Source organism: Mesorhizobium opportunistum WSM2075 (assembly GCF_000176035.2).
GTDB classification, from domain to species: domain Bacteria; phylum Pseudomonadota; class Alphaproteobacteria; order Rhizobiales; family Rhizobiaceae; genus Mesorhizobium; species Mesorhizobium opportunistum.
Map to the genome: position 1 here is coordinate 658,863 of NC_015675.1, position 20,015 is coordinate 678,877.

Below are 20,015 nucleotides of genomic sequence, written 5' to 3' on the forward strand. Positions count from 1 at the left end.
CTTCAATTCCCCAGTTCTTCAACTCCTCAGTTCTTCAACTCCTCTACCCCTTCCACAATCGCCGTGAGAAACGTCGCCAGATCGTCGGTGACGAAGTCGACGTCGTCCTCTTGCGCGGGGTCGCGCTCCCATATTTCGGAGAAGGTCGGCTCGAAATTGCGCGGCACCACCAGGACGGTGGTCATGCCCAGTGATTTCGGCACGGAAAGGTTGCGGGCGAGATCCTCGAACATCACCGCATTGTGGCCGGTGACGGCGTGCAGTTCGGCGAACTTCTCGTAGGTCTGGCGCGCCGGCTTGGGATTGAGGTCGGCGGCGATGATATCGAAGATGTCGTCGAAATGGTCGAGGATGCCGAGCTGGCGCGCGGTGCGCTCGGCGTGCCTGCGGTCGCCATTGGTAAAGATGAACTTGCGGCCGGGAAGCTGCCGGATGGCGGTGCCGAGAACCGGGTCGGGCACCAGCCACGAATAATCGATGTCGTGGACCTTCTCGAGGAAATCGTCGGGGTCGATGCCGTGGCGCGTCATCAGCCCGTTCAGCGTCGTGCCATATTCGAGATAAAGCTCCTTCTGCAGCTTGCGTGCCTCATCGCGCGGCAGCGCCAGCAACTCGCCGATATAGGCGGTCATCTTGACGTCGATCTGCGAGAACAGATTCGAATGGTGCGGATAGAGCGTGTTGTCGAGATCGAACACCCAGTCGGTGACATGAGCGAAGCGAGCGGGATCGGGGAGCGTGGTCATGTGCCCCTTATGGCATGAAACGTGGATTCCGAAATGCACTTTATCCACAACTTCCGCGCGACCCGAGTAGCAAAAACAGGCTCACGATTCAAATTTTAGGCATCCGGGAAAGGTGGCATTCAGGGCTTGCTGGCACAGAGACAGTCCTGTGGGAGCCAGCGATGAACACCATAATTCTGAAGTCCGCCGCCATCGCTTTCGCCTCAGTCGCCATCTCTCTCCTGCTAACCCTGATCATCGTTCCGGCCATGGGATTTCCGATGAGCCGGACGATCTGGCTGACCTCGACTGTTTGTCCGCTGGTACTCGCCTGGGTTGCTTGTGCCAGCACCTTCTGGCAGAGCGACAGGCTGAAGAATGCGCATCGCGAACTTGCCCGGGCGCACGCCCAGCTGGCCGCCGCGCATCGCCGCCTGGCGGAAAAGGCAAGCCGCGATGACATGACCGGCATGCTCAACCGGGAGAGCTTCTTCGCCGCGCTGGATGGCTCCCGACGCAAGTCCGATCGCGGCGCGCTGCTGATCATCGACGCCGATCATTTCAAGAAGATCAACGACAGTTTCGGTCACTTGACCGGTGACGATGCGCTGCTGCTGATCGCCAGCGCGATCGAGCGCGGCGTGCGCCACGGCGACGTGCTCGGCCGCATCGGCGGCGAGGAGTTCGGCGCGTTCCTGGTCGGAGCCACCGAGCAGGAGGCCAAGCGTGTCGCCGAGCGCATTCGCCGCGAGGTCGAGCTGATCCGCTTCCGGCCCGTCGACGAACGAACCATTCCGCTGACTGTCAGCATCGGCGGCACCGTCTGCGGCGAGGAAGCCAATGTATCGGAGCTGATGCGCGCCGCCGACCGGCGCCTCTATCAAGCCAAGCACGCGGGCCGCAACCTGTCGATCCTCGACACGGATATCTCGGCCGCCGCATGAGCCGCCGGCGAATGGCTGGGAGACCGGTCCATGGGCCACTCAAGCCAGCGCCGCCGTTAAGAGATTTCTAACTTTGTTTGCAGCCGGCCGCACCATTATCCGGTTTGAAACGGCTCCATGGTTAGGTTTGGCACGAAACAGGCATCCTCCCCGATGCATGTCCCGTTCCGGGAACGCCATGCGCAGTCGAGGCCCCATCGAGAGACCAGTCATGAGTTTCTTCAAAGAAATGTCGCGCCGCACGATCATGCAGGCGCTGATCGCAATGCCTGCCCTGTCCCTGTTCCGCAAATCGCCTGATGCCGACGCCGCCCCTCCCGACGCATCCCGGGTCGATGCACTGGCCGACCCGAACGAAATCGTCGAGGCCAATGGCTGGATCCTGAAGCGGAGCGATCTGGCATGATCTTCGACAGTTACGAGGCGTATCGCGCCGCCAATTTCAAACCCAAGGTCTGCATCCTCGGTTCCGGTCCGGCCGGCACCACCATTGCCCGCAAGCTCGGTGCCGCCGGCATTCCAGTCGTGGTGCTGGAAGCCGGCGCGCGGGATTTCAGCGACGAATCCCAGGATTTCTACCGCGGCACCACCGTCGGCGATTTCTATTTCGACCTCGACATCACCCGGCTGCGGTTCATGGGCGGCAGCTCCAACCACTGGGCCGGATGGTGCCGCGTGCTCGACAAGCAGGATTTCGAGCCGAAAGCCTGGGCACCCGACACCGGCTGGCCGATCCGCCGCGCCGATATCGAGCCCTACCTGAACGAGGTGCACGACATCCTCGACCTTCCCGATTTCCGGCCGGATGTGCCGATATCGGACGACATTCGCTGGGTACAGCTGATCAAGAGCCCGGCGGTGCGTTTCGCCGAGAAATTCGGCGACGAACTCGACAAGAGCGGCAACATCGCGGTCGTGCTCAACACCTATGCCACCGAACTTGCCGGCGACGGCAAACGGGTGACCGGTGCCAGGCTGTGGTCCGACGGCCAGGATGCCGGCTTCTTCAGCGCTGATTATTTCATCGTCTGCACCGGCGGGCTGGAGAATTCACGGCTGCTTTTGTGGTCGAACCGGCGCTCGAACGGCGGCGTGGTGCCGAATGCGGCGGCGCTCGGCCGTTACTGGATGGAGCACCCGACCTTCGAGGGCGGCAATGCCATCCTGGCCGACTACGGCGAGTTCGAGGTCGATGCCGTCAACGAGGCCTTCTTCTCGCCGACGCTCGCCGCGATGGAGCGCCTGCAGATCATGAATTTCGGTATCCGGCTGATCGAGACGCCGTATCCGGGGGTCAAGAGCCTGATCGCCGATCTTGCCTGCACGGCGCCCAACATGGCGGAATGGATGTCCTCCAAGCTGAGCCAGAACCTGCGTTGCGCGGCCCAGCTCTATGTCGCCTGGGAACAGGCGCCGCGGGCCTCCAACCAGATCGAACTGTCGAAGACCGATGTCGACCATGCCGGCGTGCCGCGCATCGAACTGCACTGGAAGAAATCGGACCTGGAACGCCGTACCCTTCTCGAGGGGCTTAGGCTGTTCGGCACCACGCTGATCAAGAAGAATCTCGGCCGGGTGCGCATCGCCGACTGGATCGCCAATGGCCAGGACTATCCGACCAACGACGAGACGGCTGGCCACCACCATATGGGCGGCACGCGCATGGGCACCGACGTCACCAAGAGCGTGGTCGACGCCAATTGCAAGGTGCATGGCATGGACAATCTCTATGTCGGCGGCTCTTCGGTGTTCTGCACGTCGGGGCAAGCCAACCCGACAACGACGATCACCGCGCTGGCCTGCCGGCTGGGTGAGCATTTGGCCAAGGTGGTTGCCGTCTGAGCTCCCTTGCAATCTCTGCCGGCGCTGAAGACGGCGCCGGCAAAGCTTGGTATCGGCTCAAAAACCGTAGATGGCGATGCGCACCAGCACCGCTGCGGCGGCCAGGGATACGAGCAGAATGCCGAGGCCGATGGGAGAGCCCCAGCCATACCATTCCATTGCAAGCTTGGCGTATTTGAACTCCTCATCATGAGAGAGAGGCGCGCGCTGTTGAATCAAGCTCATTTTTCACTCCTTGTCGGCGGCAGGCTCTTGCCATGTCTTCGGCGCAGCCGCATATTGCTGCGATAGTCTAAATGTTAGACAGATTGATAGTTAGATGGTCGAAATAAATTCGTCAAGTGGAAATCGCAAGGCAATGACGGCCGAGATCGGCCTTGCCATCATGCAGTGGCAGGACGCGACGCAGGCTTATGACGAAGCGGTCGGGGTAAAGCTCGGGCTGAACATGGCCGAGCGCCATTGCCTCGGACTGCTTTACGGCGGACCGCAATCGGCCGGCGCGATCGCAACCGCAACCGGGCTCACCCCGGCCGCGGTGACGGCGCTGATCGACCGGCTGGAAGCGCGTGGCCTGCTGACACGCACGCGCAGCCTCGAGGACAGGCGCAAGGTGGTGGTCGAGGCAACCGAGGCGACGCGGGATCTGTCGGCACGCTATTACGGCGCCATCGCGCGGGAAGGCGAAAAGGTCATAGCCGCCTTCAGCGACGCCGAACTTGCCACAATATCGCGCTTCGTCAACGCCGCGCTCGACCTGCAGCGCGACCAGCTTGCGCGGCTGAAGGCCGAGGGGCCGGTCATTCCCGGGCGATAGGGGCCATGTGTTCGCCGGCGTTACCGCGAACGCCGGCAGGGAGCCGGACTATTTCGGCTGGACCCCATAGGCGACAAGAAACGCCTCCACCGAGGCATCCGCGTGCCGTTCAAGTTCGGCCTTGGAGCGCGGATTGCTTCCCGTGAACATAGCTTCATTCATGGGAATCCAAAGAAGCATTCCAAACAAATGGCTGGCTGCCAGACGGGGATCACTGGTTTGCATCAGTCCTCGATCGGTGAGTTTTTGAAAGCAGGACGCCGTTGAGGCAAGCATGCGCTCAAAACCTTTTTCGTACCAGCTGCGGCCAAGTTGCGGCATTCGATCCGCGTTGGCGATAATCAGGCGCCGCAGCTTCAACAACTCTTCATCCAGGAGCATCGTTACCAAACGTCGAGCAAGCTGCTGCAGGCCGCCCTCCATGAATTTCGCCTCGGAAAGCAGTGTCGTCACGGACTCTATGACATCGTTGACCTGGGTAGCGGTTGATAGGACGACTTCGCCGAAAAGCGTCTCTTTGTCCGTGAAATGCTTGTAGATGGTCTGCTTGGAAGCTCCCGCCCTTGTGGCGATTTCCTCCATGCTGGTTCCATCATAGCCCTTGCCGATGAACGCCGCCGTGGCCGCCTGGATGATTTCACGATCCTTGCGTGCCGATCTGGTCTCACCTTCGATTTCCATTGGCGCCTCTCGACCGGTACTAGACGGTACCGTTCCCGTATGATAGCTCTGAAACGGTACTGGACTGACTAGTACCCTGTCAACGAAGGCGAGCCTAGACCGATGACCAAGATGATCTTCCTTAATCTGCCGGTGCGCGACCTGCAGGCAGCGACAAACTTTTATCTCGCGATCGGGGGCACGCTTAATCCGCAGTTCTCGAACGACCAGGCCAGCTCGATCATGTTCTCGGACTCCATTGGTGTCATGTTGCTCACGCACCAGCATTACAGCCAGTTCACAGCGCGGCAGAAGCGTGACAGCCAGATGCTGATCGCGCTCACCACCGACAGCAGGGACGAGGTCAATGCCATAATCGAGAAGGGCGTGGCGGCAGGCGGCCGCGCCGATCCCAATCCAGCGCAGGATCTCGGTTTCATGTTCAACCGTCACATCGAAGACCCAGACGGAAACGTCTGGGAGTTCCTGTGGATGAACCCGTCTGCCATGCAATAGCCTGGCGAGATCAAAGCGCCCAAGGCGCGTCGCGTCGAAATGGATCCACGCGACGCGCCTTAAACACCGGAGCCGGATCCACTAGACCGTCGCCGGGTCGAGTGCTGGCTGGCCCTTGCGGCGGGTGAAGATCGCCTCGAAATCGGCGGTCCGGAAGGCATCGCGCAGGGCATCGAAGGACGGCAGCACGAAATAGGCGCGCTGGAACTTGTCGATCTCGTAGCCGGTGCGCATTACTGTTTCGAGGTCGAAGGGCACGTGATGGGCGTCCTTGCTCTCGACGGCGAACTGCAATTCGGTAAAGGACGACATCAGGCCGGCGCCAAAGGCCTTTAGCGGCTGGCCTGCCTCCTGCATCAAGCCGTATTCGGCCGTATACCAGTAGAGCCGGGTGATCATCTCGTCGCCGCCGAGCGCGATGACGTCGCCGGCCTTCTTGCCATACATCTGCATGAAGTCGGCGAACACCGGCTGCGACAGCACCGGCACGTGGCCGAAGAAATCGTGGAACATGTCCGGCTCGACGATGTAGTCGAGTTCCTGCCTGGTGCGCAGCCAGTTGGTGACCGGGAAGCGGCGATTGGCGAGATGATCGAAGAAGGGGGCGGCCGGTATGAGACCCGGCACGGCGACAATCTCCCAGCCGGTCAGCTTGCGCAGCTTGGCGCTGACGTCCCCGAAATCGGGGATGCGGTCGAGCAGGCCGAGCTTCTCGACACCGTCGAGATAGGAATGATGGGCGAGCTTGCGCGTCAGCTTGGTCTGGCGGTCGCACAATGTGCGCCACACCGCCTGTTCCTCGGCGCTGTAGTCATAGCCCTGCGCCACGGTGAAATCGGCACGGCAGACCGAATAGTCGCCTCGCAACCCTTGCGCCGCGCAGTCGCGGGCATATTCGGCAACGCTCATCGTCGTCATGGTTTTTCTCCCTGCAAATCACGATGGTGACCTGCCGAAAGGCTAACCGGATTTGCCGGGGCAAATCGGCTTTTGTGGTAGCTCGAATGCGATATCGTGGATAATATTCACTCACAATCTGCGCCATAGGAGTGAAAATGCCTCAGTTCGATGATTTCGAGATCAAGATGCTCGATGTCCTGCAGCGCGACGGCCGCAAGCCAGTATCGGAGCTGGCGCAGGAGATCGGCCTTTCGACGACGCCGTGCGCGCGCCGCTTCGAGGCGCTGCAGGATGCCGGCATCATCAAGGGCTTTGCCGCGGTGATCAGCCGCCGCGCGGTCGGCTTGATGGTCGAGGTTTTCATCCAGGTGCGCCTGGTCAGCCACAGCGACGGCTCGCCCGAAAGCTTCATTGCCGCCGTGCAGCGCATGGACGAGGTGTCGTCATGCTGGACGATGACCGGCGACCACGATTTCCTGCTGCATGTCATGGTGCCGTCGGTCGACGAACTCAACGCCTTCGTCATGCACCGGCTGATGCGGCTCGACGGCGTGCGCGACGTGCACACCCAGCTGGTGCTGCAGAACATCAAGGGGCCCGGCCACGTGCCGCTCGCGCACCTGAAGCGATGACATCGCCCATCCTTCCGCATTCCTGCGGAGAAGCTGCACGCAAACTGCTGAAACAGGCCAAGCCGGGGTCCACATCGCCGGCCAGCTTGCGCGGATCATCCCTCCAGGAGGTCCGCCATGAAAATCGTCCTGATCAATCCGCCGCACACCGCCATCGGCAGCCGCGTGCCGGACGATCATCTGCCGCCGCTTGGCCTGCTGGCGATCGGCGGCCCGCTGATCGACGCCGGCCATGAGGTGCGGCTGGTCGACGCCGAATTCGGGCCGATGCCGCTCGACATTGTGGTGCGCAGCGCACTCGACGATCGACCGGACTTCGTCCTGATCGGCCATTCCGGCTCGACCTCGGCGCACCCGACCGCCCTTTTGATCGCCGGGATGATCAAGGCACGCGAGCCGGCGACCATCGTCATCTATGGTGGTGTCTTCCCGACCTATCACTGGCGCGACATCCTGGCCGCCACCGATGTCTTCGACTTCATCGTGCGCGGCGAGGGCGAGGCGACCGACGTGGCGCTGGTCGAGGCGCTTGAAATGCACCAGCCGCCGGCAAGCGTGGCCGGCATCGCCTTTCGTGACGATCTGCGCCGGCCCTTCGCCACGCAGCCGGCGATGACCGTCGCCGAGCTCGATGCCTACCGCGTCGGCTGGGAGCTGATCGACCACAGCCGCTACAGCTACTGGGGCGGCAAGCGCGCCGTGGTCATGCAGTTTTCGCGCGGCTGCCCACATCTGTGCAACTATTGCGGCCAGCGCGGCTTCTGGACCCGCTGGCGGCACCGCGATCCCAAAAAATTCGCGCGGGAAATCGCCTGGCTACACCGCGAGCACGGCGTCGAACTGATCAATCTCGCCGACGAGAACCCGACCGTATCGAAGAAGGCATGGCGCGCCTTTCTCGACGCCCTGATCGCCGAGGATGTACCGGTGCTGATCGTCGGCTCGACGCGGGCCGACGACATCGTGCGCGACGCAGATATCCTGCATCTCTACCGCAAGGCCGGTGTCATCCGCTGGCTGCTCGGCATGGAGAACACCGACGAGCAGACGCTTCAATTGATCCGCAAGGGCGGCAGCATTTCATCCGACCGCGAGGCGATCCGGCTGCTGCGAAAACATGGCATCCTGTCGATGGCGACCTGGGTGGCCGGTTTCGAGGATGAGGGGTTTCGCCACCTCTGGCGCGGCTTTCGCCAGCTCATCGCCTACGACCCCGACCAGATCCAGGCGCTTTACGTGACGCCGCATCGCTGGACGCCGTTTTTCAGGATTGCCCGCGACCGCAAGGTGATCCAGCAGGACGCCCGGCTGTGGGACTACAAGCATCAGGTGCTGCACATGACCCGGCTGAAGCCGTGGATGCTGTTCTTCTCGGTCAAGCTGATCGAACTCGCCGTGCAGTCGCGGCCAAAGGCACTGGCGCGCATCCTGTTCCACCCCGATCCCGAGCAGCGGCATTCGATGCGCTGGTATACGCGGATGGGCCGCCGCGTCTGGTTCCGCGAAGTCTGGGGTTTTCTGGCGCGCGACATCAGGGTGAAAGACGGGCCGACGCTCGCCGAATTCTGTGGCGCGCCGCAGGATGCCGAAGAGGAATCGATGGTGTTTGCGCGCCAAGCCCGAAAACCGGCCGCGTCCGCCGTCGCGCAATCGCGCACCGCCTGAGCGGCGCTTCCTCCAGGTGTCGCTGCCGCGAGGCTGGCCCTGGCGGCCGGCGGGCAGTGCGCTAATTTTCTGCAATCGAACCGTTGGTTACCGGCAGGAGGAAGCGATGAACCTGGTCACGCATAAGAAGATGAAAGGTGACCGGCTGATGCCCTGGGGGAAAGGCACTGTCGTGACGGGAGCCAAGGGGTTCGTCTTCCTTGCCGGAAATACGGGCACCGCCGAGAACTACGATCCGTCGAGTGGCAAGGGAGGTGCCGTTGGTGACGCGGCGACGCAATGGCGCTCCATCCTGACGAACATCAAATCGGATTTGGAGGAGCTCGGCAGTTCGCTCGAGCATCTCGTCAAGATCACTCAATACGTCAAGGGACCGTTTCCGGACGGCGGGGCCTTGAGCTCGCCAAATTTCCGGTTGGACGTGATGGATGAATTCTTTGCCGAGCATTGCCCAAAGCATTGCAGCTACAACAATCCGCCGCCATCGGAGGTGATCGGAGTGGTTGCACTTGCCCATCCCGATCTGGTCATCGAGATCGTGGCGGTGGCGGCCCTGCCGGATTAGTGCGTGCCGCGCAGGCGGGCACAGCCGCGGACCGTCAGGGCACTATCAGCGTGCCGGCGCCATGTTCGGTGAAAAGTTCGAGCAGCACCGAATGCGGCGTCTTGCCGTTGAGGATGACGACGCCTTCGACCCCGCGCTCGATCGCCTCGATGCAGGTCTCGACCTTGGGGATCATGCCGCCCGAGACGGTGCCGTCCTTGATCAGTGCCCTCGCCTCGGCGACGGTCAATTCGTCGATCAGCTTCTTGTTCTTGTCGAGCACGCCGGGCACGTCGGTGAGGAACAGCAGGCGCGTGGCCTTGCAAGCCCCGGCAATGGCGCCGGCGAAGGTATCGGCGTTGATGTTGTAGGTGTGGCCGTCGCGGCCGGGCGCCACCGGCGCCAGCACCGGGATCATTTCGGAGCGCGCCAGGAGATCGAGCAGCGTGCGGTCGACCTCGACCGGCTCGCCGACGAAACCGAGATCGAGCACGCGCTCGATGTTGGAGTCCGGGTCGATCATGGTCTTGCGCGCCTTTTCGGCGAAGACCATGTTGCCGTCCTTGCCGCACAGGCCGATCGCCCATTCGCCCTCGGCGTTGATCAGGGCGACGATCTCCTTGTTGATCGAGCCGGCCAGCACCATCTCGACGATCTCGACCGTCTTCTGGTCGGTGACGCGCAGGCCGCCCTCGAACTTGGATTCGATGCCCATCTTGGCCAGCATGGCGCCGATCTGCGGCCCGCCGCCGTGAACGACGATCGGGTTGACGCCGGATTGTTTCAACAGCGCGATGTCGCGCGCGAAAGCCTTGCCGAGCTCGATATCGCCCATGGCGTGGCCGCCATATTTCACCACGACCGTCTTGTGCTCGTAGCGCTGCATGTAAGGCAGCGCCCGCGACAGCAGGGCTGCCTGCATTTCGGCGGTGGCGGTTATCTCCGTCATCGGCATGGTTCCCTGGCTTTGATCTGTGCATGTCGTTGCCCCAAACCGCTGGGCACGTGCACCGTTAAGACCGGCGGCGTCTTAGCGGGAATTGGCTCTGCCCGCAAATGTCATTGTTGTCATATTCGCCGGGTTCACGGCCTCGTCACTATCAGGGCATCATCAGCGGCGCCCGCCGCTTCAGCCAGCCCGAAATCTTCTCCATCTGTGCGGCGAAGGACAAAAGCGTTTCTTCGTCGCCCGGCCGGCCGGCGGCCTGGATGCCGAGCGGCAGGCCGGCATCGGTGACATGGACGGGCAGCGCAATCGACGGCTGGCCGCTGACATTGTGGATCGCCGGCCAGTGGGTGAACCATAGGCTCTTGTCCATCAGCTGGCCGAACACGGACTTCACCTTAAGCAAGGGCGTGAGGTGAAGCTTGTCGAGCAGGTTCTCGATCAGTTCATCGGCGCCTCTCGGATCCATGGCGCCACAGGCAAGCGGCGGGTGGGCGATAACAGGCAACAGCACGGCATCGTACTGCGCGGTCTCCGTGATCAGCTGTCGCGAAGCGGCGTGGAGCCGCTGCAGGGCGGCATAGGTCTCGCCGGCCGAAACCATCTCGCCCAACCGGCCGAGCACCCGCGTGGCACGCTCGACGTCGCCGGTAACGGCACGGCCGACGCGCTGCGCTTCCGCCCGCAGCGTACCGGCCACGGCGGAGGCAACCGTCCTGCAGAAGTCGGCGAAGAAATCACGCCCGATGAAGGGCAGGTCGATGTCCTCGACGGTGTGGCCGCCTTCGCGGGCAAGCGCCACCGCGATGTCCAGCGCTTTCATCGTCTCGGCCGAAATCGGCAGGCCAAGCGGCGATTTGCGGTAGACCGCCAGGCTGAGCTTGCCGGGATCGCGCGCGGCGGCAGCGGCGAATGTGCCCTTCGGCGGCAGCGCGGCATAGGGCGACAGCGAGTCGGGACCGTGGGTGAGGTCGAGCAGCAGCGCGCAATCGCGCACCGAGCGGGTGACAGCATGGTCGACCACCATGCCGTACCAGCTTTCGCTCACCAGCGGCGTCAGCGGGATGCGGCCGCGCGAGGTCTTGAGGCCGACCAGCCCGGTGCAGGCGGACGGCACGCGGATCGAGCCGCCGCCATCCGAGGCATGCGCCACCGGCACGACGCCGGCTGCGACCAGCGCTGCCGCACCGCCGGACGAGCCGCCGGTGGTGTGTCCGGTGTTCCAGGGATTGCGAGTGATGCCGAAGGCCTTGGATTCGGTCATCAGCCGCAGCCCATGTTCCGGCGATGTCGAGGTGACGATCGGGACCAGTCCGGCGGCGAGGTAGCGCTCGGTCATCACCGAATTGACATCGGGCAGCCAGGCGGGAATGCGGCTGCCGCCATGCGACGGTACGCCCTTGATGGCGATGCCGAGATCCTTGATGGCAAAGGGCACGCCGGCCAGCGGCAACGAACGGTCCATTGTTTTCGCCCGCGTCCGTGCGGCCTCATAGAGCGGCTCGGCCGTGGCATTGATTTCAGGCCTAGTGGCCTCGGCGCGTGCGATCGCCGCCTCGGTCAGCTCGATCGCGGACAGCTCGCCCTTGCGCACCAGGCCGGCAAGGCCGGTTGCGTCTTCTTCCCACAGGATCCGTTCGACCGACATGTGCGTCCCCCCATTGCCGCCAAGCTAGCCAGCGGCGATTCCCTTGGCAATCGAAGCCTGCGTCCGGACGCCGGAACTTTAGGTGCATCGAATATTTCCGTCGTTGCAAATACAACGCAATTGCCTAATTTGGCTCGGCATGACGCCGCAGGACATCACCAAGCTGATCGTCCGGACTTCGATGAAGGATCGGGCCGCGTTCGATCTGCTCTACCGGCAGACTAGCGCGAAACTTTTCGGCGTATGCCTTCGTGTATTGAACGACCGGGGAGATGCTGAAGAAGCGCTGCAGGAAGTCTTCGTCAAGATATGGACGAAGGCGGACCGTTTTGCTGTCTCCGATCTGAGCCCGATCTCCTGGCTGGTGGCGATCGCGCGCAATCATGCGATCGATCGCATCAGAGCGCGGCGCAAGCCTGCCGCCGATATCGATGCCGCGCTCGACGTGGCCGATCCGGCACCGGGACCTGAAGCGATGGCGATGGCGGGCGACGAGACCGAACGCGTCCATCATTGCCTCGACGAGCTGGAGAAGGACCGGGCGGCGGCCGTCCGGGGCGCTTATCTCAAGGGCGAAAGCTATGCCGAACTGGCGGAACGCCACGGCGTGCCGTTGAACACGATGCGTACCTGGCTGCGCCGCAGCCTGATGAAACTCAGAGAATGCCTGGAGAGATGACGCTCGCAGAGGACAATGGACCGGAACGTGGGGGCGACGACATGTTCGCCGCCGAATACGTTCTCGGCGTGCTGCCGGCGGACGAGCGGCAGATCGCGTCCAGGCGCATCGATTCCGAGACCGATTTCGCGCGGCTTGTCGACGGCTGGGAGGTTCGCCTCTCGCCACTGGCTGACGCCTATCCGGAAATCGAGCCACCGGCATCGGTGAAGGCGGCTGTCGATCGACGCCTGTTTGCATCGACCCCGGCCGCACCCGCCGAACCCCGTGCAGGCCTCTGGTCCAGCCTCGCCTTCTGGCGCGGCCTCGCGGTGGCGGCGGTTGCCGCGCTCGCGCTCTACATTGCCGTGCCCTACGTCAATCCGGTGGCCGTCCAGCCGCAGACGCGGCTAGTCGCCTCGCTGGCCGCCGACGGCAGCGACGTCAAATACCTCGCCGTCTATGATGCCGCGCACCATGAAGTCAGCCTGTCGCATGTCTCCGGCGAGCGCGCTTCCGGCAAGGACTTCGAACTGTGGATGATCGAAGGCAAGAACGCGCCGGTCTCGATGGGTGTCATCCCGAGCGGAGCGACCGCGCATATCGTCGTCTCGCCGTCGGCGCAGCAGAAGCTGGCGCAAGGCGCGGTGTTGGCCGTCAGCCTCGAACCGTCAGGCGGTTCGCCAACTGGGCAGCCGACCGGACCGGTGGTTGCCGCGGGCAATTTGAAGAGCATCTAACCCGACCGTTCGCGCTTGTAACCATGATTTAGGCGATAGCAAGTCTATCCTTCATCACGCACGTCTAAAATGCCGCCAAGCCGGCAAACTACCAGCTTGGACAATTTCTTTCCGCGCTCAGATAAATTCAAAAACGAAAAATATACTGAAACTCCGGCGCTTGTGTTCCGTATCTCCTCGCGTCCCCAAAAATGGGAAGAGAAAACCCGAGGAGTTCTACATCATGCGTAAATTCGCCACCCTTTTGCTTGCCGGTACGATCGCCGTTTCCGCGCTTGCCACCGCCGCCTATGCCGAAAACCCGATGGTCGGCGGCGCCGCCATGTTTGCCAACAAGACCATCGTCGAAAACGCCGTCAATTCGAAGGACCACACGACGCTGGTCGCGGCCGTCAAGGCTGCCGGCCTGGTCGAAACCCTGCAGGGCGCCGGTCCGTTCACCGTTTTCGCGCCGACCAACGAAGCCTTTGCCGCCCTGCCGGCCGGCACGGTCGACACGCTGCTCAAGCCCGAGAACAAGGACAAGCTCGCCAAGATCCTGACCTGCCATGTCATCGGCGCCAAGGCGATGGGCGCCGACGTGGCCGCGATGGCCAAGGCCGACGGCGGCACCCACAAGGTCAAGACCGCCGGCGGCTGCGAGCTGTCGCTCAAGGCCGATGGCGGCAAGGTCACCGTCACCGACGAGAACGGCAATGTCGCCAATGTGACGATCGCCGATGTCGAGCAGTCCAACGGCGTCATCCACGTCATCGACAAGGTCCTGCTCCCGAAGATGTGATCGGCCCGAAAATGTAACAAAGGGCTTGCCGCGGCGAACCTGCAGCAAGAGCCCTCCGTCGATTGCATCGTCTCGCTCCCGGACCTGCAAGCGACACGCGTGCTCCGCGCCGCCCACGGATCCACCCGTGGAACGGCGCGGAGTTCGTCGAGGGCAACCGTCACCGGCTTTTGACTTTCGCGTGGCGGCATAGTTTGGCAAAATAGACAATCGGAGGAACTGGTCATGAACCGTCGCGACTTTCTTTTGAGCGGCGTCGCTGCCGTTGGTGTCGTCGGGGCCGCAGCCACCTTGCTGCGCATGGGCAGCCCGCAGGCAGCTCAAGCCGCCGAGAAGTTCGAGGTCACCAAGACCGACGACGAATGGAAGGCCATCCTGTCGCCGGCCGCCTTCGACGTGCTGCGCAAGGAAGGCACCGAATATCCGGGCACCAGCCCGCTGCTCAACGAGCACCGCAAGGGCATATTCGCCTGTGCCGGCTGCGACCTGCCGGTCTATCCCTCGGAGACGAAATTCGATTCCGGCACCGGCTGGCCGAGCTTCTGGCAGGAGATCGCCAATGGCATAGGCAAGACCGAGGACCGGTCGCTGGGCATGACCCGCACCGAGGTGCATTGCCGCCGCTGCGGCGGCCATCTCGGCCATGTCTTCGACGACGGCCCGGCGCCGACCGGCCTGCGCCATTGCATCAACGGCGTGGCGCTGACCTTCAAGCCCGCCACGGCCTGACAGATTCTGCTTCAAACGAAAAACTCCGGGCTTTGCGGCCCGGAGTTTTTCGCGCGGTCAGAGCTTTTCGGGCGTGGACTGGAGGAGCTTCCCGAAACCGCTGCCCACGTATGGTATTTTTGTTTAGTGGCCGCCGCCTCCGCCGCCACCGGGCGCGGCCGGCTTGTTGATCAGCATGGTGAACAGGCCAAGCGTCGCGAACAGCACCGTCAGCATGTAGAACACGTCCATGAAGGACAGAAGTGCCGCCTGCTGCTGGACCATGCCCGACAGCTTGGAGATCGCCGCACTGGCGGCATCGAGGCCGGTGGTCTGCTCGAAATTGAGCGTCATGTTCTGCAGCTTGGTCTGCGCGGCCGCACTGCCCCACTGCACGTGCTCAGACAGCCTTGCATAGTGGAAGGCATTGCGGTCGATCAGCACGGTGTTGATGAGGGCAAGGCCGACGGCACCACCGAGGTTGCGCGTCAGGTTGAACAGGCCGGACGCATTCTTCAGCCGGTCGGGCGGCAAGGTGCCGAGCGCGATGTTGTTGATCGGCACCATGCACAGCATCATCGAACAGCCGCGCAGGATCTGCGGGATCAGCAGCTCATAGAAATCCCAGTCGGCGGTCAGGTGCGTCATCCACCACGTGCCGGTGGCGAAGCCGAAGAAGCCGATCATCATCATCAGCCGCAAATCCATCTTGCTCGACAGGATGCCGGAGATCGGCGCGGTGACGAACATGGCCAGGCCGCTAACGAACAGCGCCTCACCGATCATCATCGAATCGTAGCCGCGGATGCGGCCGAGGAAGACCGGATAGAGATAGGTAAGCCCGTAGAGGCCGATGCCGATGACGAAGGAGAACAGCGAGCCGAAAGCAAAGTTGATGTTGCTGAAGGCCCGGAGGTCGACGATCGGCTCCTCGGCGGTGAAGACGCGCCAGAAGAAGACCACCGCGCCGATGGTCATGATTATGGCGCAGATGAACACGGCATGATCCTGCAGCCAGTCGTTGTTGGGGCCTTCCTCGAGCACATATTCCATGCAGCCGAGGAACGCCGCCATGCCGGCAAGACCCCACCAGTCGAACTTGCTGAACAGCTTGAGATTGGGCTTGTCGAAGTCGATCAGCGACCAGGCGGCGGTCGCCACCAGAATGCCGGGCACGACATTGACCAGGAACAGCCAGTGCCATGAAAAGGCATGGCTGATATAGCCGCCGACGGTCGGGCCGATGGTCGGCGCCAGCGTCGCCACCAGGCCGATCATCGGCGAGACGATGGCGCGGCGCGAGGGCGGGAAGATGGTGAAGGCCGCGGCAAAGACACTCGGGATCATGCCACCGCCGATGAAACCCTGCACGGCGCGGTAGACGATCATCTGGTCGATGTTGGTGGCGGTCGCGGCGAGCGCGCTGGCGGCGGTGAAGCCGGCCGCCGCGATGGTGAACAGCACGCGCGTCGAGAGCATGCGGCTGAGGAAGCCCGACAGCGGGATCATGACCACCTCGGCGATCAGATAGGCCGTCTGCACCCACGGAATCTCATCGGAGCTGGCGCTCAAGCCCGCCTGGATCTCGGCCAGCGAGGCGGAGACGATCTGGATGTCCAGGATCGCCATGAACATGCCGAACACCATCGCCAGGAAGGCAATGATGCGGCGTGTGGAAATGGTGTCAGGGACGGACGGCCGTGCCGATCCTGCGGTGATTGTTGCGGTTGCCATTGCATGGGCCTCCTTGAGGCAGGCCGGGCGGCTCAGTGCTTAATCAGCCCCCGAGCCGCCCTCCGAAAAGCGCTTAGTTGGTCGTCGCGGCAGGTGCGGTGCGGCTGTCGACGTTGACGACAACGCTCAAGCCAGCGCGCAGCTTGCCGGTCTTCAGGGCATCGGCCGGGACGTCGATGCGGACCGGGACGCGCTGCACGACCTTGGTGAAGTTGCCGGTGGCATTTTCCGGCGGCAACAGCGAGAAGACCGCGCCTGAGGCCGGAGCGAGCGACGAAACGGTTCCCTGGATGGGCTGGCCGTCGATGGCGTCGACCGAGATGTTGACCTTTTCGCCGGGAACCAGCCGGGCAAGCTGGGTCTCCTTGAAGTTGGCGACGATGTAAAGCTTGTCCATCGGCACGACGACGGCAAGCTTCTGGCCGGGGCTGACGAGGTCGCCCTGCTCGACGGAGCGGTTGCCGACGACGCCGTCATAGGGCGCCTTGAGCACTGTGAAGGAAAGATCGCGCGCGGCCTTGTCGCGGCTGAGCTGCAAGGAGGCGAGCGTGCTCGCCGACTCGGCGCGCTGCGCTTCGAGCACACCGATATTGGCCTGTGCGGCGGCGATCTGCGCGTCGGCACCGACCAGCGCGGCATTGGCCTGGTCGAGCGCAGTCTGGGCGTCGTCCAATTGCGCCTGCGTGCCGACATGGGTCTTGACCAGCTGCGCGGCGCGCTGCTGGGCACGGGCGGCATTGCTGGCCGCGGCCTGGTCGGCGACCTTCTGCGCCTGCGCCTGCTGCAGGGAAGCCTGCGCGGCCTTGGTCTGCGCGTCGATACGGTCGAGCGTCTTCGACAGCGTGGCGATCTGCGCGTCAGCCTGGGCGACAGCTATTTTGTAGTCGCCGTCATCGATCGTCAGCAGCGGGTCGCCGGCCTTGACCAGCTGGTTCTCGCTCACCTTGACCTGATCGACATAGCCGGAAATCTTCGGCGAGACGAACGCCATGTCGGCCTGGACGTAAGCGTCGTCGGTCGAGATCATGAAACGGCCGGTCATCCAATAGTCATAGCCATACCAGGCGCCGGCGCCGAGCAGGGCAACGCCGATAATCGGCAGCAGGAAGGAGCGCACCGAACGCTTCTTCTTTGCGGGGGCTTCCGCCGGCGGCGGCGCGGCGGCCGGCTGGACAGGAATTTCCGGTGCTTCCGTCGCCGGCGCAACCTTGGCGCTGGGGAACGGACGGACTTCGGCGGTGGATGGCGCGTTTGAGGACATGACATCTCTCTAGGAAAGATTATAATAGACTGAACCGTTCGGTTCGATGGACGTTGACATAGCGCGTAAAGAGGACCATATCAAGAGGCAATCGAACCGCTTGGTTCGAATTATTTTCGAGGTGTGACTTTTATGGCCGACACAACGCCCGACGCCGAAAACGACAAATGCGAGGATCTGCTGGACAGCCTGCGCCGCGGCCGCCCGGCCGCCGGACAGGACCCGGTCAAGCGCAGCCAGATCATCGACGGCGCCCGCCGCGTTTTCATCGACAAGGGCTTCGAGGCCGCCTCGATGAACGACATCACGCGCGAAGCCGGCGTGTCGAAGGGCACCATCTATGTATACTTCGCCAATAAGGAAGAGCTGTTCGAGGCGCTGATCGAGGAAGAGCGCGGCAGCATATTCAAGAACATGTACGACCTGCTCGACCGTTCCGACGATCTGCGCCAGACGCTGGTGAAGTTCGGCAAGGTGCTGTCGATGAAGATCACCTCGGCCAGGGTCATCCAGGCGCAGCGCACCGTGATCGGCGCCTCCGACAGGATACCCGACATGGGCGCGCGGTTTTACGAGCGCGGCCCCAAACGCGGCCATGACAGGATGGTGGCCTTCTTGAACGCCGCCATCGAGCGCGGCCTGCTGCGCATCGACGACGTCGACCTTGCCGCCTATCAGTTCACCGATCTTTGCCTTGCCGGTCTTTTCCGGCAATGCATCTTCGCCTACCGCGTCAAGGCGCCGAGCCAGGAGGAGATCGAGCACATCGTCCGGTCGGGCGTCGATATGTTCCTGAAGGCCTATGGCACCGCAAGCCTGGCCGAGGAAGAACGCCACCAGATGATTGCCCTCGAGGCAAAGTCCTGACGGGAAACCCCGTCACCCGCCATTGGCGGCAAGCACGATGGCGGCCTGCAATTCCTCGAGACCCTCACCCTTTTCCGATGACGTCGCCAGGACGAATGGAAACGCCGCCGGACGCTTCTTGATCTTGGCCAGCGTCTCCTCGATCAGCCGCGGCACGCCCGCGACCTTGATCTTGTCGGTCTTGGTCAGCACGATCTGATAGGACACCGCAGCCTTGTCGAGCAGCGACAGCACTTCGTCGTCCTTGGCCTTGATGCCGTGGCGGGCGTCGATCAGCACATAGACGCGCTTCAGCGTGACGCGGCCCTTGAGATAGTCGAAGACCAGCTTGGTCCACTCGTCGACCTTCTCCTTCGGCGCGGTGGCGTAGCCGTAGCCCGGCATGTCGACCAGCGCCATTGGCGGCAGGTCGGCGCCCTCGCCCGAAAATCCATCCGGCACGAAATAGTTGAGTTCCTGCGTGCGCCCCGGCGTGTTGGAGGTGCGAGCCAGCCCCTTCTGGTTGACCAGCGCGTTGATCAGCGACGACTTGCCGACGTTGGAGCGGCCGGCAAAGGCGATTTCCGGCGGCCCTTCCGGCGGCAGGAACTTCATGGCCGGCACGCCGCGGATGAAGATCCAGCCGCGCGTGAAAAGGTCGGTGCCGATCGTGGTGCTGTTCAAAGCGTTCAAGCTGCTGCCTCCAGAAGAGAAATATCGGCGCCCCTGATGGCGTCGAGGTTGCGGCCGATCTTGTCGACCGGCCAGTCCCACCATGCCACCGCCAGCAGCCGCCGGATCGTCCTGTCGTCGAACCGCATCTTCACCACCTTGGCCGCGTTGCCGGCGACGATGGCGTAGGGCGGGACATCGTGCGTCACCACGGACTTCGCCGCAATGATGGCGCCAGGGCCGACTTGCACGCCCGGCAGGATCACCGCCTCCATGCCGATCCAGACGTCGCTGCCGACCACGGTGTCGCCTCGCACTTCCTTCGACCATGTCGCCGGGTCAAAACCGTTTTCCCAGCCATGGCCGAAGATGTTGAACGGATAGGTCGAAAAGCCGGACATGGCATGGTTGGCGCCGTTCATGATGAAGCGCGCGCCTTCGGCAATGGCGCAGAACTTGCCGATGATCAGCTTGTCGCCAATGAAAGGATAATGGTGCAGCACGCATTTGTCGGCGAATTTGTCCGGTCCGTCGGGGTCGTCATAGTAGGTGAAGTCGCCGATCTCGATGTTCGGCGCGCTCACCAGCGGCTTCAGGAAGCCGACGCGCGTATGCATCGGGATCGGGTGCTTGATGCCGGGGTTGGGTCCGTCCATGTCGAGATCCGTCGAGGAAGTGATTGGTCGGCGCATCCGGACTCCGGGATGCGCCTGGTCAAAATAACGTGATCCGCCCTATAGCATCAATCGGCCGAGAGCGAGCCTTCCTTGGTCGCG

The 20,015-nt window shown here is 63.0% G+C and carries 23 protein-coding genes; 13 read left to right on the top strand and 10 right to left on the bottom strand.

Translation table 11 applies throughout. The annotated features are described in order from the left end of the window. Positions 1–26: 26 nt before the first annotated feature. Entirely contained in the window at positions 27–746 is a 720-nt protein-coding gene (locus MESOP_RS03070; RefSeq protein WP_013891859.1) for a pyrimidine 5'-nucleotidase, read from the bottom strand. Positions 747–907: 161 nt separating this feature from the next. Between MESOP_RS03070 and MESOP_RS03075 the strand changes: the two genes are divergently transcribed. The 3 genes from MESOP_RS03075 (at position 908) to MESOP_RS03085 (ending at position 3,511) form a co-directional block, all read left to right on the top strand. Beyond that, the gene (locus MESOP_RS03075) at positions 908–1,669 is read left to right on the top strand and encodes a GGDEF domain-containing protein (protein WP_013891860.1); all 762 of its coding nucleotides are present in this window, start codon (positions 908–910) and stop codon (positions 1,667–1,669) included. A gap of 211 nt (positions 1,670–1,880) precedes the next feature. Next, positions 1,881–2,075: a hypothetical protein gene (locus tag MESOP_RS03080; RefSeq protein WP_013891861.1), complete on the top strand. Its 195-nt coding sequence runs from the start codon at positions 1,881–1,883 to the stop codon at positions 2,073–2,075. Beyond that, positions 2,072–3,511 carry a GMC oxidoreductase gene (locus tag MESOP_RS03085; protein ID WP_013891862.1) on the top strand — a complete coding sequence of 480 codons (1,440 nt, stop codon included), beginning with the start codon at positions 2,072–2,074 and terminating at the stop codon, positions 3,509–3,511. Before MESOP_RS03080 ends, MESOP_RS03085 begins: the two co-directional genes overlap by 4 nt. A 57-nt stretch (positions 3,512–3,568) precedes the next feature. Here MESOP_RS03085 and MESOP_RS35515 read toward each other — a convergent pair whose 3' ends face one another. After that, the gene (locus MESOP_RS35515; protein WP_013891863.1) at positions 3,569–3,736 is read right to left on the bottom strand and encodes a hypothetical protein; all 168 of its coding nucleotides are present in this window, start codon (positions 3,734–3,736) and stop codon (positions 3,569–3,571) included. A gap of 94 nt (positions 3,737–3,830) precedes the next feature. Here MESOP_RS35515 and MESOP_RS03090 point away from each other — a divergent pair, with 94 nt between their 5' ends. Continuing rightward, positions 3,831–4,328, top strand: a complete 498-nt coding sequence (locus MESOP_RS03090) for a MarR family winged helix-turn-helix transcriptional regulator (protein ID WP_041163973.1) — start codon at positions 3,831–3,833, stop codon at positions 4,326–4,328. Between the two features lie 48 nt (positions 4,329–4,376). On the opposite strand, the gene MESOP_RS03095 is transcribed toward MESOP_RS03090, so the two are convergent. After that, complete coding sequence (locus tag MESOP_RS03095) at positions 4,377–5,009, bottom strand: TetR/AcrR family transcriptional regulator (protein WP_013891865.1); 633 nt, start codon at positions 5,007–5,009, stop codon at positions 4,377–4,379. A gap of 102 nt (positions 5,010–5,111) precedes the next feature. On the opposite strand from MESOP_RS03095, the gene MESOP_RS03100 reads away from it, so the two are divergent. Continuing rightward, positions 5,112–5,504: a VOC family protein gene (locus MESOP_RS03100; protein ID WP_013891866.1), complete on the top strand. Its 393-nt coding sequence runs from the start codon at positions 5,112–5,114 to the stop codon at positions 5,502–5,504. A gap of 81 nt (positions 5,505–5,585) precedes the next feature. Here the strand turns inward: MESOP_RS03100 and phhA are convergent, their stop codons facing one another. Next, a complete protein-coding gene (phhA, locus tag MESOP_RS03105; RefSeq protein WP_013891867.1) occupies positions 5,586–6,422 on the bottom strand; it encodes a phenylalanine 4-monooxygenase in 837 nt (278 codons plus the stop codon). 137 nt (positions 6,423–6,559) lie between these two features. Here phhA and MESOP_RS03110 point away from each other — a divergent pair, with 137 nt between their 5' ends. The 3 genes from MESOP_RS03110 to MESOP_RS03120 all read left to right on the top strand — a co-directional run bounded on the left by MESOP_RS03110 (position 6,560) and on the right by MESOP_RS03120 (position 9,266). Then, positions 6,560–7,036, top strand: a complete 477-nt coding sequence (locus tag MESOP_RS03110; RefSeq protein ID WP_013891868.1) for an Lrp/AsnC family transcriptional regulator — start codon at positions 6,560–6,562, stop codon at positions 7,034–7,036. Positions 7,037–7,153: 117 nt separating this feature from the next. Then, the gene (gene bchE / locus MESOP_RS03115; RefSeq protein WP_013891869.1) at positions 7,154–8,701 is read left to right on the top strand and encodes a magnesium-protoporphyrin IX monomethyl ester anaerobic oxidative cyclase; all 1,548 of its coding nucleotides are present in this window, start codon (positions 7,154–7,156) and stop codon (positions 8,699–8,701) included. After that, complete coding sequence (locus tag MESOP_RS03120; RefSeq protein WP_245265046.1) at positions 8,643–9,266, top strand: RidA family protein; 624 nt, start codon at positions 8,643–8,645, stop codon at positions 9,264–9,266. The genes bchE and MESOP_RS03120 overlap by 59 nt, the downstream gene beginning before the upstream one ends. 34 nt (positions 9,267–9,300) lie before the next feature. On the opposite strand, the gene argB is transcribed toward MESOP_RS03120, so the two are convergent. Together argB and MESOP_RS03130 are read right to left on the bottom strand one after the other, a co-directional pair. Further along, positions 9,301–10,194 carry an acetylglutamate kinase gene (gene argB, locus MESOP_RS03125; protein ID WP_041164491.1) on the bottom strand — a complete coding sequence of 298 codons (894 nt, stop codon included), beginning with the start codon at positions 10,192–10,194 and terminating at the stop codon, positions 9,301–9,303. Positions 10,195–10,345: 151 nt separating this feature from the next. Next, a complete protein-coding gene (locus MESOP_RS03130) occupies positions 10,346–11,839 on the bottom strand; it encodes an amidase (protein ID WP_013891872.1) in 1,494 nt (497 codons plus the stop codon). 139 nt (positions 11,840–11,978) lie between these two features. Between MESOP_RS03130 and MESOP_RS03135 the strand changes: the two genes are divergently transcribed. The 4 genes from MESOP_RS03135 to msrB all read left to right on the top strand — a co-directional run bounded on the left by MESOP_RS03135 (position 11,979) and on the right by msrB (position 14,747). Continuing rightward, a complete protein-coding gene (locus MESOP_RS03135) occupies positions 11,979–12,518 on the top strand; it encodes a sigma-70 family RNA polymerase sigma factor (RefSeq protein WP_013891873.1) in 540 nt (179 codons plus the stop codon). Continuing rightward, positions 12,515–13,237, top strand: coding sequence for an anti-sigma factor (locus tag MESOP_RS03140; protein WP_013891874.1), 723 nt, complete (start codon positions 12,515–12,517; stop codon positions 13,235–13,237). Before MESOP_RS03135 ends, MESOP_RS03140 begins: the two co-directional genes overlap by 4 nt. 223 nt (positions 13,238–13,460) lie before the next feature. Further along, a complete protein-coding gene (locus MESOP_RS03145) occupies positions 13,461–14,018 on the top strand; it encodes a fasciclin domain-containing protein (RefSeq protein ID WP_013891875.1) in 558 nt (185 codons plus the stop codon). Positions 14,019–14,243: 225 nt separating this feature from the next. Beyond that, positions 14,244–14,747, top strand: a complete 504-nt coding sequence (msrB, locus tag MESOP_RS03150) for a peptide-methionine (R)-S-oxide reductase MsrB (protein ID WP_013891876.1) — start codon at positions 14,244–14,246, stop codon at positions 14,745–14,747. A 123-nt stretch (positions 14,748–14,870) separates the two neighbouring features. Here the strand turns inward: msrB and MESOP_RS03155 are convergent, their stop codons facing one another. Both MESOP_RS03155 and MESOP_RS03160 read right to left on the bottom strand, forming a co-directional pair. Beyond that, positions 14,871–16,460 carry a DHA2 family efflux MFS transporter permease subunit gene (locus MESOP_RS03155; RefSeq protein WP_013891877.1) on the bottom strand — a complete coding sequence of 530 codons (1,590 nt, stop codon included), beginning with the start codon at positions 16,458–16,460 and terminating at the stop codon, positions 14,871–14,873. Positions 16,461–16,533: 73 nt separating this feature from the next. Beyond that, the gene (locus tag MESOP_RS03160) at positions 16,534–17,721 is read right to left on the bottom strand and encodes an HlyD family secretion protein (protein WP_013891878.1); all 1,188 of its coding nucleotides are present in this window, start codon (positions 17,719–17,721) and stop codon (positions 16,534–16,536) included. 132 nt (positions 17,722–17,853) lie between these two features. Here MESOP_RS03160 and MESOP_RS03165 point away from each other — a divergent pair, with 132 nt between their 5' ends. After that, a complete protein-coding gene (locus MESOP_RS03165; protein WP_013891879.1) occupies positions 17,854–18,588 on the top strand; it encodes a TetR/AcrR family transcriptional regulator in 735 nt (244 codons plus the stop codon). Positions 18,589–18,600: 12 nt separating this feature from the next. On the opposite strand, the gene yihA is transcribed toward MESOP_RS03165, so the two are convergent. Then, a complete protein-coding gene (gene yihA / locus MESOP_RS03170; protein WP_013891880.1) occupies positions 18,601–19,260 on the bottom strand; it encodes a ribosome biogenesis GTP-binding protein YihA/YsxC in 660 nt (219 codons plus the stop codon). After that, the gene (locus tag MESOP_RS03175; protein WP_041163976.1) at positions 19,257–19,895 is read right to left on the bottom strand and encodes a CatB-related O-acetyltransferase; all 639 of its coding nucleotides are present in this window, start codon (positions 19,893–19,895) and stop codon (positions 19,257–19,259) included. Before MESOP_RS03175 ends, yihA begins: the two co-directional genes overlap by 4 nt. Between the last annotated feature and the right edge of the window lie 120 nt (positions 19,896–20,015).